Consider the following 12,878-nt stretch of genomic DNA (forward strand, 5'->3'; position numbering starts at 1 on the left):
CCCGCGTGCGCGGGGAACACTGCACTTGCTTGGGCACCGACTCCTCGGCTGCCGGTCCATCCCCGCGTGCGCGGGGAACACGCTGCCACCTAGCCATAGTTGCCCTCCGCGACCGGTCCATCCCCGCGTGCGCGGGGAACACCCGAGCCGATGCGCTTGGCGACATCCAGGAAGGCGGTCCATCCCCGCGTGCGCGGGGAACACCAGCAAGGGTAAGTACCTCACGCTGGATCCGACCGGTCCATCCCCGCGTGCGCGGGGAACACGTCGCAACTCGCCTTCCTCATGGCGCACCCGATCGGTCCATCCCCGCGTGCGCGGGGAACACTGCAACGTGCCTTCCGACATCAGCTGGGAGGACGGTCCATCCCCGCGTGCGCGGGGAACACGTTGCGGACCATCCCCACCTTGGCCATGCGGAAGGTCCATCCCCGCGTGCGCGGGGAACACGCGCGTCCATGTCGCGAGGCGGATGCCGGAGTTCGGTCCATCCCCGCGTGCGCGGGGAACACGTCATGTCGCGCACTGAGATGCTGAGCATGTTCGGTCCATCCCCGCGTGCGCGGGGAACACGTTGCTGCGGGCGGCGCAGGCGACCGAAAAGGGCGGTCCATCCCCGCGTGCGCGGGGAACACGTAGGACTGGAAGGAGTATCCGGCCGGCAGCACGGTCCATCCCCGCGTGCGCGGGGAACACCATGCCGGACCTGCAAGCGCGGCTGACCTCGGCCGGTCCATCCCCGCGTGCGCGGGGAACACAAGACTGGTACGCGCAGAGGTACGTCTGATGGCGGTCCATCCCCGCGTGCGCGGGGAACACGTGTCCAGATAGTCCAGGTCTGCGGCCGAGAGCGGTCCATCCCCGCGTGCGCGGGGAACACGCATCCGCCGCGCCACGCTGACCGGCACGGTGAGCGGTCCATCCCCGCGTGCGCGGGGAACACCCCGACATCTGCGATAGGTACGCGAAGTTGTTCGGTCCATCCCCGCGTGCGCGGGGAACACGCGCCGCTGTTGCCGGTCGCGTTGGCGCCGGACGGTCCATCCCCGCGTGCGCGGGGAACACTGACCCACTAACCGTCTTTCCGTCCGGTATAGCCGGTCCATCCCCGCGTGCGCGGGGAACACTAACTGAGGGCTAGTGCGATGGCAAAGCAGTCGCGGTCCATCCCCGCGTGCGCGGGGAACACAGCGCGCCCTTCCGAGGCACAGCAGGATTTCACGGTCCATCCCCGCGTGCGCGGGGAACACGCGCACCTTGTAGGTCCGCCCGTCGCTGTCGAAGGTCCATCCCCGCGTGCGCGGGGAACACTTTGTTCTGTGGGGCGGGAGGGCTCACGCACAGCGGTCCATCCCCGCGTGCGCGGGGAACACACGCAATCGAGCGCCTCGTTGCGCGGTCGCTGCGGTCCATCCCCGCGTGCGCGGGGAACACGCGCGGAAGGGCGGCAGGAAGGACGCCCGCGACGGTCCATCCCCGCGTGCGCGGGGAACACGGCTATCTGGACCTCCTCGGCAAGCTGGTAACCGGTCCATCCCCGCGTGCGCGGGGAACACGCCGACCGGGCGAAGGCGGTCGAGCCGGCGTCCGGTCCATCCCCGCGTGCGCGGGGAACACACTTCGTGCACACAATAGGTTACGCTGCTTCAGGGGTGTCAGGTATCGGCTGGAGGCTCCCCCGCGAACTGGCTCGCATGGCGGGTCCACTCCGCCGTCCGGACCGCTACCAGTGCCAGCCCATCCATATCGATGACCTGCCGGCGCTCATCACCGTGGATCCTCAGGGTGAACCCCTGCTCGTTCGCCGCCGGCCAGACCTGAGCAACACGGCCGCCTTCGCCCCGCCCCAGGGTCCGCTCCCAGAGCTGGTCGCGCACCATGGCGCTCACCCGCCCCACGAACACGCCCACCTGAACCTCCACCAGCCAACGGGTCAGTTCTCCCCGCAGGCCGGGCGATACCCGCTCAAGCGTCATCACAAGCATAGTTTTTGCCGGCCTCCACGCTGCCAGCCGGGTCCCAGAGCCGCAGGAATTCCTCCGGCAACTCGTCGGCATCGACCTGGGGGCCCAGCCCCAAGCCGTCGAACAGACGCGCCAAGTCTTCAACCGCCCGGGGCAACAACTTCACCTCACGAAGTCGCTCCCGCAGGCGCGCCCGAACGGCGGATTCCACCTTTGCCGGGCGCTCCGCGGCAGTCTGGAACGCTGCCGGGACCAGGACCTCCACCTTGTAGACATCGGCAAGGTCGTAGACGAAGGAAAGTTGCTTGCCCTCGTGGATGAAGCCGATGGCCGGGCTGTATCCCGCCGCCACAATGGCGCTGTGGCACACCCCGTACAGACAGGCAGCCCCGGCACTGATGGCGCGGTTGACGGGGTCGGCAGCGTGCCATTGGCCACGCTGGTAGCTTCGCCCGGACCAGGGGACCCCATAGGTTCGACTCGCAGCCGCGTAGGCGTCCCGCACTCGCGCCCCCTCGCGCCCGCGGATCTGCTGCAAGGTGAGTCCGGCGGGGAGCTCCTCGACAAAGCGAAATCGATACAGCCGCTGGACGACTTCCAAGCGGCGTCGGGGGTCGGCCCAGGCCGCCGCCTGCCGCAGGACGTTTGCGCTTGATCGGGTCTTGCCGGTTCCCCAGGCATAGAACCTTTGATGCTCTTCGCCAGCCCAAACGACGCTCGTACCGCACTGGGCGAGCGCGACCATCGCGGCATGAGTGATGCGGGTCCCGGGGCCGAGGACGAGAACGGCCAGCCCCGCTGCAGGCACACTGACCGCGCCATCCTCGCGATAGAGCGCGATGGCATTCGCCTCGCGCTCGATCACGGCGTGCTCAACGTAGAGGTAGCTCAGCCCGTCCCGAAAGCGGGGTAAGGCATGCAGGTCGATGGTAGCCATACCCCGTGGGGCGGCCAGAGAGCGGATGGCTTGAATCAGGGGGAGAGGAGGACCGCCCTACCCTGCGCCGCGCGGAGGGGATCGACACGGGCCCGTTCGACGGCCCGGTCGTACACGCGCCGGGCGGCACCCCACAGTTGGCCCTCCCAGCCCTCCGCCTCACGTTCCCGGAGCCTTCGGTAGAACTCCCCCTCGGTCTCCGCATACAGCCCATTGGCTTCCGCGCTGAGGCGCGCCGTCTTGAAGGCCTTGTGCAGACGCTTGCTGGCCTTGTCCGCGGCCTCCAGGAGATCCACGACCAAGTCCGCCAGGGCTTGGCGGTCGCCGCTCACCACGAACGGCACCGCCTGCTCGACCCAGGCCTGGGTACCCTCGCCGCCGCACATCCAGCCCGAGCAGTGCACCCGCAGCATCGCGTCTCCCACAGACCAGCGGCTCTCGCGGTACTCCTGCACGACCAGCGCGGGCGTCAGGTTCCGGTGCTCCATCAGGGCCAGCCCTACCCATGCGTCATAGCCCACATGGGGCCGGCCAATGGAAAGAGGCACACGGGTTCCATCGTTCTTCTGAACATAGGGCGACAGCGGGTGCACCCAGGCCTCGTAGTTGGCACCGTTCGGTGCGCGGGTGAACGACCGCACGACCGGCCCCCGCACACCGGTGACCCCGCACAACCCCATCTCGGGCTCCCCGAGCCGAATACGCCTCGGCATCGTCCAGTAGATCTGGCAGGGATGGGCGTCCTTCGGTGTGACACCCTGACCGTTCTCACTCGTCATCGTCGGTGCGAGCCAGGGGAATACGCGAGCATCCAGCCACGGCTCCTCGCCCCTCAGCGCCTCCCAGCGTCGGTGGGAGAGCACGTTCAGCCAGACCCGTTCCCAAACCGCGGCCTCACGGTCGGGCATCACGAGCGTCGTCCAACGGTTCTCTCCCCGCGCTCCCTGGCGGTGCCCGCGCCCCCACCGCACGCCGAAAATGGCATCCGCGTAGAGCGCCATGGCAGCCACCGGAAGGGAGACGCTGGGGGGCACCGCACGCACCCAGCGGGTCAGGTCCGCGGACTTCTTCTGGGCGTTCTCACCCGGGTTCTCGGGCAGGAGCAGCGAGAGGGCGACAGGGTCCCCCGCGAGCCCCTCGTACTCCTGCAAGAAGGCCGTCTTTCCGAACAGCTCGAACGCATGGTTGAAGGGAGCGAACCAGTCGGACAGGTCGGCTGGCGGCCCGGCACGCAGACGAGCCCAGGTGGATTCATCCGGGCAGCGTGCAGGGTCGCGCACGATGGCCGTCTGCAGGAGACCGATGAGGAGCTGGTAGCAGGCTGAGTCGAAGTCTGGCCGGGGCCAAGCCAGGCTCCGGGCCGTCAACGCCTGCGCGGGCGTCGCGGGGCCCCGGTCGGTCGGGATCCACGGTTCGCAGAGGAGATTCACAGGAAGGCTTCCTGGCGCACGCCAAACGTGCGGCGGGAGGGGCTGAGGAGCAGGTCCCGGCGCTCGCGCACCTGGGCTGCGGCCACCGGCCCCCCCGGGATACGGACGTCCCAACAGAGCCTGCCGGTGGGTTCGAGCACCTCCGCCAGGTGCTGTGCGTCCTTCACCTGCGGACGCAAGGGAGCGGCGAGCAGGCAGCCACGGCGTCCAGCGTAGAGGGGGTACACGGGCTCTTCCAGGGCCCGAGCGAGGTCCTCCGGGGAGGGGTCGGGATGGTCCGTCAGCGGCCACACGGCCACCGACCACGACCCATCGGCGATGTACTCGCGCCGGGTGATGTTGGTCCAGGGGACCCCATCGGGGTTCACGGCCTGCAGTTCCTCGGCGCGGGTGCCTGCGGCACGGCCCTTTAACGCCGGCTCATGCGGTGTTTGCACCGTGTGGTAATCCCACAAGCGCTCGCCCTCGCGCTCGACCCGCACGGCCAGGGTGTAGGTGGCCGCCAACCGCGAGAGGCGCTCATCCGTGCGCGCATACCCGAGGGCAGCGCCGAGGAGACCCACCACCGCCGACCAGGTCGGCACGTCCTCGCTCGGACGTCGTGCCGCCCCCCCGACTCCCCAGGAGGCGAGTGGGGCAGCCAGGGTAAACACCAGGACCTGCGGCATCAGGCGCCCCGGCCCGCCACCACGGCGGCGCGCGCGGCCTCGCAGACGGCATTCAAAGAACCCTGGTGGGCCGGCCCGTTGAAAATGACTGTCTCGCGAGGCTGCACCCGGCGAGCGAGGCGGACTTCCTCGGCGTAGGCTTCCAGCCGCTCGATGGATTCCTGCGTCAGTCCCATCTCGCGCCCACTGACGGGCACCTCGAAGGCGGCCATCAAGGAACAGGGGGCCTGCTCACCCACGTCGAGGCGCAGATACCGGGCCAGGCTGTGATGTGCAAACGTGCTCCGGTGCCCGCCCGGAGTGACCGTGGCGATGGCCTCGACGAGCCCCTCGACGCCGCGCGCAGCCGCCTCCCGATGGCCGCCCAGGTTCTTAACGAGGGCGTCGACATCGACCACCGCATATACGTAGTAGACACCGGCCCCGAACTCGACCTCGCCCATGCCAGCGGCCCCGGTGTCGGCGACGTTCAGATCGTCCACCGCAGTCCAGAAGTCATCCTCGATGCGAACCGCATTGGTGGTAAGCGCGTGCGCAACGGAGGCCGTCGCCTCCACGCCGACCGCCTTGTTGTCGGCCCGCATCCGCCCGAAGAGCGCCACGTCCAGCGCCTGCGTCGGCCTTTCGAGAGCCTCCAACTCCCCCTCTGTCGGAGCACGGTTCTTCGCTGCCAGTTGCGCGAGCAGTGCCTCCACGGCGGCCAACTCTTCCGGCCCGAGCACCACGACCTCGCTGGTGAGGAGCTTGTCCTTCTTGTCGGGGGACCCGAAGCCGGCGACGATTTTGGCGCTCGTCTCGGCCGCGAGCTTCTCCGCCATGCCGGCCGCCAGGAGCCTCTCCTGGACGATGTACCCCAGGCGTCGCGTACGGGTGGAGAACGAAGCGTCCACGGCCTGCATTGGCGCCGAGAGTCGCCAAGCCCGCTTCAAGGACTGCGAGGAAATCCGCTGGCGTTGGTGGCCGCCGAATACCGCGGTCTTCGGGCGGTTGGTCTCGTCGCGGTTGGGACAGGACGGCGGATAGGAAACCAACCCAGAGATCTCGATGCGCATCGACGCCTCCTTGGGGCGACCGTGTGGCGATTGTTGGGGGATAGCCGTGCCTCAGGCGCGACGCACGAGCAAGAGCCCACAGCCGAAGCGGCGGGCACGACCCACCCCCTGCACAAGGGCAAGGGCGAAGGACTCCTGATCCGTCACTCTGAGTTTGCCTTCGAAATCCATGACGCCCACGCTGATGCCGCGGGCGCGCAGTTGACCGTAATAGGAGACATGGCCATCCTCCAGTGCGAAACCGTGCCGCTCGCCCTGGCGCGAGAGCCACGCGAGCCCAAGCTCGTTGGCAACCTCCAGACGAGCGCGCGCGTCACCATGGGCTCGGGCATCCATGACAACGTCGTGGCGATGCCCCTCACGATAGACCGTGGCGTTCGCCCGCAGAACAAAGGCGAGCCGATCACCTTCGCGCAACTGCGGCGCAAAGGGCTTGCTCTCCACTCTCCACGCCGGATGATCAGGGAGCGGAGCCACCCCAGAGATGAGGAACGCGGGGCTCTGCGGTTCGAACCAACGGTACAGGAACGGTGCTCGTCCCCCTTGCGGGAAGAGCTGCCAGAGGAGCTGGTGCTCTCCGTAGGCTCCGCTTGCGAGCCAATGGCGGTATCGCGCTGCCCCTTCGGGGCGAAGCGCAACCCGCGAGATGAAAGCGCTCACCCCCTGCCCCCGGTGTAGTAGTCCATCGCCCACTGGCGACGGACATGGTCGCCCCAGTAGTAAACACCGGCTGCCAAGTCGGCGACGTTCGCCGACCCGCCGAGCAGTCGAAGAATCGAGCCAAGCTGCGCGGGCAGCTCATCGCGCACGGTCGTCTCCACGAGCCGGCGCATTCGGCCTTCCCGAACCACGCCACCACAGGCCGCAGCGACCGAGCGCCGGCCGTCATGGTCGCTCACTCGGGCAAGGAGGCTCGCGACCACGGCGAGGCGCCGCCAGTCCACGCCCGGCAGCGCGTTCAGCAACCGGGCGAACGCGGGCGAGAAAGCGACGTCCTCAGCCGGCGCCGCCCGCCGCAGCTCGGCCCGCTCGCCACGGCTCAGGTCTCGGTGCCAAGAAACGACTTTCGTCCAGTCAATCTCTTCTGCCACGTGTTTACCCCCACGGTCCACGTCCCCGGCAGCGTCCCCGGCGGTCTGCGCTACAAGGCGCCCGCCCTTCGGGCGCCACGCGAAGAAGCGCGTGCTCTACCGCCCATGGCGCACCGCCCCCCCCTTCCAAAGTCCCCAGTGGAACCGAGTCCGCGCAAGCGATTGTTGACCGGGATCAACTACCGCCTCCGCTGCTTCCCTAATGACGGCAACCTCGTGGGGACATCGTCTGAGAAGCCGCCACCGTCTTCCCTCGACCTAGCAGGCTGTTGAATTCCGGCGGTCCTGAAGGAAAATTTTCAAGACGCCCCCCCCGCCCTCTCCACCGCCGCCTTCGCGAGCGCGTTCCGCCGCCCGATCAGCTCGTCCAGCCGCGCCCGCTTCTCCGCAGGACTCAGCTCCGCCGCCCGCTGCACCCGGTCCATCTGGGCCCGGGTCTGGCTCATCCCCTCCGTCGCCCGCTTGAGCCCCGGCCGCGCCGCGAGCTTCTCGGAGTTCTCCTCCGCCAGCGCCCGCGCCTCCTCCCCCCGGCCCTCCTCCTGGAGCGTCCGCACCGTCCGGTAGAGCTCCTCGGCCTCGCGCGCCATCTCGTAGAGCTCGGTCCTATACCTCGTCGAGAAGGCCGGGGACTCGCGCACGAACGCCTTCACCACCGGCACCTCGTCCCAGCGGCGCTCCGCCCGGGGCGGTGCGCCCTCCGCCCAACGCACGGCGATGTCGGCCGCCTCCAGCGCGTAGGCCCCGAGCGCCCCGAGGTAGCCCCGCCACAGGTGCTCCAGCTGCTTCGGCGAGACCCCGGTCGCCTCCGAGGTGAAGGACCCGAGCGCGCGCATGCTGGCGCTGGTCGACTCGTCGTAGCGGGCGAAGGGCCGCTTGCCGGCATCCGCCAGCCCCTCGATGGGCCGGCCGGTGAAGGCATCCCGGTTGGCGTAGAGCTCGGCGAGCGGCTTCACGGCCTGGGGCACCGGGTCGAAGGCGAGCGTGTCGCGGATAGCCCAGAGGAGGCGCTCGAAGGAGGTCTTCGTGTCGTCGCGCCCGAGGAGGTTGCGGGCCACGCGCTCGGGCACGGTGCCGTAGAGGAGCCCGATCTCGAACGGCTTGGGCAGCCGCAGGTGCTGGGTCCCGCCCTGCCCGTCCGGGAGCCAGAAGTGCCAGTTCGCGTCCCGGTCCCACTCCTCGAGCGCCTCGTAGTCCTCCCGGTCGTGGTTCAACGCGAGGAGCGCGAGCGAGAAGAGCGCGATCAACGCCCCGCGGGCGAGGATCTGGGGCCGACTCAACGCCCCCCGCGCGCCCGAGCTTGTAGAGGCCCTGGAGCCGCGCGTTGAAGAACGGCAGCACGTCGCCCAAGAGGCGAAAGAGCGTCCAGTTGCCGCGCATCGAGTAGTCCATCAGGTCTTTGGCCTGGTAGGCAGCCTCGGTCGTGGAGCCGGTCGCGCGCAGGGTCGCCTCGAAGGTCGCCTCGCGGTTGGCGTTCTCGAGGGCATCCCCGAGGCTCCGGTACTTCTCCCAGAGCCGGGCGGGGGTGTCGAGGACGGTCGCGAGGTAGCGATCTGCGGCCGCCGCGTCGTAGCCCCGGGCCCGCAGCGCCCGGCGGATGGCGCGGGCGACCTCCCCCGGGTCCCCGGCGTTGACGTACCCGCCCATGAACGAGGCCCCGGCGAACATCATGTCCCTCAGCCCCCCGCTCTCGCGGAGCGTCTTCAGCGCCCCCCGCACGCTGTCCACCCCGGGGCGGAAGGCGTGCTCGGAGATGGTCCAGGCATGCAGCGCATCGCGCACGAAGTTCCGGAGCATGAAGGCCGGATCGGCGGTGACCGCCGCGGTCAGGAGCCGCTGGAAGGCCCGCAGCGGCTTCACCAGCCCCCCGAGGGCCTCCTGGCTCACCGCCGTGAGGCCGCGCAGGAGCGGCTCTTCACTTGCGTGCGCGGCACGAGTGCGCGGGCGAGCTCGGCGGCCGGGAGGGCCGCGTAAGCTGTTGAAGAGATTGCTGTTCTGGTGGTGGCTACGGGTGGGATCGAACCACCGACCTCAGCATTATGAGTGCCGCGCTCTAACCGGCTGAGCTACGTAGCCGCAGTGAAGGCTGCGAACGATATCGGAAAAGGCCTTCCGCGGGCAAGCGCCCGGCCAGGTCGAGGTCGGCGAAATCGAGTTCGACCCCATTTAGACGTTGAACCGGAAGTGGACCACGTCGCCGTCGGCGACGACGTACTCCTTGCCTTCCAGCCGCAGGCGGCCGGCCTCCTTGGCGCCTTGCTCGCCGCCGTAGCGGATGTAGTCGTCGTAGGCGATGACCTCGGCGCGGATGAAGCCGCGCTCGAAGTCGGTGTGGATCTTCCCGGCGGCCTGGGGCGCGGTGGCGCCGACGGGGATGGTCCAGGCGCGGACCTCCTTCGGGCCGGCGGTGAAGAAGGTCTGCAGGTGCAGCAGGCGGTAGCCGGCGCGGATGACCCGGTTCAGGCCCGGCTCCTCGAGCCCGAGGTCCGCCAGGAACTCCTTCTGCTCCGCGGGGGCGAGCTGGGCCAGCTCGGCCTCGATCTTGGCGCAGACCGCGACCACTTCGGAGCCCTCCTCCGCGGCGCGACGGGTGACGGCGTCGAGGAAGGGGTTGTCGTGGAAGCCGTCCTCGGCCACGTTGGCGAGGTAGAGGACCGGCTTCTGGGTGAGGAGGAAGAGCGGGCGCAGGAGCTCGGCCTCCTCGCGCGCGAGGTCCATGGAGCGCACGGGCCTGCCGGCGCCCAGGTGCTCCAGCACCCGCTCGAGGAGGGCCTTCTGGGCAAGCGCCTCCTTGTCGCCGGCCTTGGACGCCTTCGCCGCCTTCTGCAGGGCGCGCTCCACGGCCTCCAGGTCCGCGAGCTCGAGCTCGGTGTCGATCACCTCGATGTCCCCGAGCGGGTCGATCTTGCCGGAGACGTGGACCACGTCCGGGTCCACGAAGCAGCGCACCACGTGGGCGATGGCCTGGGTCTCGCGGATGTTGCCGAGGAACTTGTTGCCGAGGCCCTCGCCCCGGGAGGCCCCCGCCACCAAACCTGCGATGTCCACGAACTCCATCGTCGTGGCGATGACCTTTGCCGGCTTGACGATGGCCGCCAGCGCGTCCAGCCGCGCGTCGGGCATGGGCACCACACCCACGTTCGGGTCGATGGTGCAGAAGGGGTAGTTCTCGGCCGGGATCTGGTTGGCCGTGAGCGCGTTGAAGAGCGTCGATTTGCCGACGTTGGGAAGACCGACGATGCCGCAGCGAAAGCCCATGGTGACGACGCGTCCCCTTTCCTAGTCCAAGCCTGGTCCAAGCCTGGTCCAAGCCTGGTCCGAGCCTCTGGCCTCCGGCGAAGGCTTACCCCTCCCCGGTACCCTTGCCCTCCCCGGTACCCTTGCCCTCCCCCTCCGCGGCCGGCGGGCGGGGCCTGGCGTTCAACAGATTCATCACCCGTGCCGCGTCACCGGACGCGATGCGCGGAAGAAGCTCGAGCGCGCGGCCGATCGACTCGTGGATCAGGCGCGCCTCCTCGGCCAGGGGGCGGTTCAGCACGTAGCTCACCACGTCACCCCCGGGCCCCGGGTGGCCGACCCCCACCCGCAGGCGCAGGAAGTCGTCGCTGCCCAGGCAGGCCAGGATGTCGCGCAGCCCGTTGTGGCCGCCGTGGCCGCCGCCCCGCTTGAGGCGCACGGTGCCCGGCGGCAGGTCCAGGTCGTCGTGGACCACCAGGACCTGCTGGGGGTCCAGGCGGTAGAAGCCGGCGAGGGCCGCCACCGACTGGCCGCTGTGGTTCATGAAGGTCTCGGGCTTGAGCAGCCAGACCCGGCCGCCGATGTCCGCCTCGGCGACCTCGCCCAGGAACTTCGCCGCGCGGCGAAAGACGAGCCTCCGGTCCGCCGCCAGGCGGTCCAGGAACCAGAACCCCGCGTTGTGGCGCGTGTCCGCGTAGCGGGGCCCGGGATTCCCGAGCCCCGCCACGAGCGCGAGGGCCGCAGCCACGCCGGCCCGGCAGCCCCGTTACGGCGCAGGGGTGGGAGTGGCCGCCGCTTCCGCGGCAGGCGCTTCCTCGCCGCCGTGGGGACGGGCCACCATCACCACCGGCCGGTCGGTCTCCTCGCTGACGGGGTGGGAGAGCTCGACCCCGGCCGGTAGCACCAGCTCGGAGAGGCGCACGCCCTGGCCCAGCTCGACGCCCGCCAGGTCGACGGCGATGAACTCCGGCAGGTCCTTCGGCAGACAGCCCACCTCCACCTCGGTGGCCAGGCGGTGGACGACGCCGCCGGCCTTGAGCCCCACGCAGGCCTCTTCGTTGATGAAGTGCAGCGGCACGCGCATGTGCAGACGGCGGCTGGCGCTGACCCGCTGCAGGTCCACGTGCAGGAGCTGGCGCTTGTAGGGGTGGCGGTGAATGTCCTTCAGCACCACGCTCTGGGTCTCCGACCCGAGGTTCAGGGTCAGCACGTGCGAATAGAAGGCCTGGTTCTCCAGCCGGCGGTTCAGCTCGTTCTGGATGAGCGTGACCGGCATCGGCTCATCGTCTCCGCCGTAGACAATCGCCGGGACCTTGCCGTCACGGCGCAGGCGGCGGCTCGCACCTTTCCCCACGTCGGCCCGGCGCTCGGCGCTCAGCTCGAACTCGTTCATGCCCCTTCTCCCGTAGTACTCCACACGCCGTCTCGCGACGGCCAAACCGCCTCCCCGCGACCAGGGAGACGCCAATCGAAACCTGATCGGACCCTGGTCCGACCCTGGTCGACGCCCGATCCAAACCTAATCGACGAACAGCGAGCTCACCGACTCTTCGGTGCTGATCCGGCGCATGCTCTCGGCGAGCATCTCGGCGATGCTGAGCTGGCGCACGCGCTCGCAGCGCTCGGCCTCGGGCGCGAGGGGGATGGTGTCCGTCACCACCAGCTCGTCCAGCACCGAGGCCTCGAGGTTCTTCACCGCGGGGCCCGAGAGCACCGGGTGCGTGCAGTACGCGACCACCTTGCGGGCGCCCGCCTGCTTCAGCGCCCGGGCGCCCTCCGTGAGCGTGCCGGCGGTGTCCACCAGGTCGTCGACGATGATGCAGTCCCGGTCCTCCACGTCGCCGATCACGTGCATCACCCGGGCCTCGTTCGGGCGGGGGCGGCGCTTGTCGATGATGGCGAGCTCCGCGTCGTCCAGGCGCTTGGCGAGCGCCCGGGCCCGCACCACGCCGCCCACGTCCGGGGAGACGACCCGGATCCGGCTCGACATGTGCCGGCGCCAGATGTCGCCGAGGAGCACGGGCGAGGCGTACACGTTGTCCACCGGCACGTCGAAGAAGCCCTGGACCTGGTCGGCGTGGAGGTCGATGGTGAGGACGCGGTCCGCACCCACCACCCCGACCATCCGGGCCACGACCTTGGCCGTGATCGGCACCCGCGCCGAGCGCGGGCGGCGGTCCTGGCGCGCATAGCCGAAATAGGGGAAGACCGCCGTGATCCGCCGGGCCGAGGCCCGCCGGAGGGCGTCCACCATGACCAGCGCCTCCATCAGGTTGTGGGCGGTGGGGGCGCAGGTGGACTGGACCACGAAGACGTCCTTGCCCCGGACGTTCTCCATGATCTCCACCATCACCTCGCCGTCGCTGAAGGTGCCCACGACGGCCTTGCCGAGCGCCATGTTCAGGTGCCGAGCGAGCGCTTCCGCCAGGGGATGGTTGGAGTTCCCCGCGAAGACCATCATGGAGCTGCCGTCAGACACTGTCCCCCCCCGAGAAGGCACGG

12 protein-coding genes, 1 tRNA gene and 1 CRISPR repeat array (1 of these 14 running past the window's edge) are annotated in these 12,878 nt (G+C 69.7%); all 13 genes read right to left on the bottom strand.

The window, feature by feature from the left end:
* A CRISPR array of direct repeats spans positions 1-1,617; the repeat unit is 29 nt; unit sequence CGGTCCATCCCCGCGTGCGCGGGGAACAC (it extends 1,577 nt beyond the left edge of the window).
* Positions 1,618-1,655: 38 nt separating this feature from the next.
* Positions 1,656-1,985 carry a type I-E CRISPR-associated endoribonuclease Cas2 gene (cas2e, locus tag KA217_10060; protein ID MBP7712786.1) on the bottom strand — a complete coding sequence of 110 codons (330 nt, stop codon included), beginning with the start codon at positions 1,983-1,985 and terminating at the stop codon, positions 1,656-1,658.
* The gene (cas1e, locus tag KA217_10065; protein MBP7712787.1) at positions 1,966-2,901 is read right to left on the bottom strand and encodes a type I-E CRISPR-associated endonuclease Cas1; all 936 of its coding nucleotides are present in this window, start codon (positions 2,899-2,901) and stop codon (positions 1,966-1,968) included. Before cas1e ends, cas2e begins: the two co-directional genes overlap by 20 nt.
* Before the next feature lie 35 nt (positions 2,902-2,936).
* Complete coding sequence (casA, locus tag KA217_10070) at positions 2,937-4,331, bottom strand: type I-E CRISPR-associated protein Cse1/CasA (GenBank protein MBP7712788.1); 1,395 nt, start codon at positions 4,329-4,331, stop codon at positions 2,937-2,939.
* Positions 4,328-4,999, bottom strand: coding sequence for a type I-E CRISPR-associated protein Cas5/CasD (gene cas5e, locus KA217_10075; protein ID MBP7712789.1), 672 nt, complete (start codon positions 4,997-4,999; stop codon positions 4,328-4,330). The genes casA and cas5e overlap by 4 nt, the downstream gene beginning before the upstream one ends.
* Positions 4,999-6,051, bottom strand: coding sequence for a type I-E CRISPR-associated protein Cas7/Cse4/CasC (cas7e, locus tag KA217_10080; protein MBP7712790.1), 1,053 nt, complete (start codon positions 6,049-6,051; stop codon positions 4,999-5,001). Before cas7e ends, cas5e begins: the two co-directional genes overlap by 1 nt.
* Before the next feature lie 51 nt (positions 6,052-6,102).
* On the bottom strand, positions 6,103-6,711 hold the full coding sequence (gene cas6e, locus KA217_10085) for a type I-E CRISPR-associated protein Cas6/Cse3/CasE (protein MBP7712791.1): 609 nt from the start codon (positions 6,709-6,711) through the stop codon (positions 6,103-6,105).
* The gene (casB, locus tag KA217_10090) at positions 6,708-7,142 is read right to left on the bottom strand and encodes a type I-E CRISPR-associated protein Cse2/CasB (protein MBP7712792.1); all 435 of its coding nucleotides are present in this window, start codon (positions 7,140-7,142) and stop codon (positions 6,708-6,710) included. Before casB ends, cas6e begins: the two co-directional genes overlap by 4 nt.
* Positions 7,143-7,441: 299 nt before the next feature.
* Complete coding sequence (locus KA217_10095; GenBank protein MBP7712793.1) at positions 7,442-8,419, bottom strand: hypothetical protein; 978 nt, start codon at positions 8,417-8,419, stop codon at positions 7,442-7,444.
* A 719-nt stretch (positions 8,420-9,138) separates the two neighbouring features.
* Positions 9,139-9,215 (bottom strand) — tRNA-Met (locus KA217_10100).
* 90 nt (positions 9,216-9,305) lie between these two features.
* Entirely contained in the window at positions 9,306-10,397 is a 1,092-nt protein-coding gene (gene ychF / locus KA217_10105) for a redox-regulated ATPase YchF (GenBank protein ID MBP7712794.1), read from the bottom strand.
* Between the two features lie 85 nt (positions 10,398-10,482).
* Complete coding sequence (gene pth, locus KA217_10110; GenBank protein MBP7712795.1) at positions 10,483-11,103, bottom strand: aminoacyl-tRNA hydrolase; 621 nt, start codon at positions 11,101-11,103, stop codon at positions 10,483-10,485.
* Positions 11,104-11,142: 39 nt separating this feature from the next.
* Positions 11,143-11,769 carry a 50S ribosomal protein L25/general stress protein Ctc gene (locus KA217_10115; GenBank protein MBP7712796.1) on the bottom strand — a complete coding sequence of 209 codons (627 nt, stop codon included), beginning with the start codon at positions 11,767-11,769 and terminating at the stop codon, positions 11,143-11,145.
* 126 nt (positions 11,770-11,895) lie between these two features.
* The gene (locus KA217_10120; protein ID MBP7712797.1) at positions 11,896-12,837 is read right to left on the bottom strand and encodes a ribose-phosphate diphosphokinase; all 942 of its coding nucleotides are present in this window, start codon (positions 12,835-12,837) and stop codon (positions 11,896-11,898) included.
* Positions 12,838-12,878 lie beyond the last annotated feature (41 nt).

The sequence above is a fragment of the Gammaproteobacteria bacterium genome (genome assembly GCA_017999615.1).
Classification (GTDB): Bacteria; Pseudomonadota; Gammaproteobacteria; order JAABTG01; family JAABTG01; genus JAGNLM01.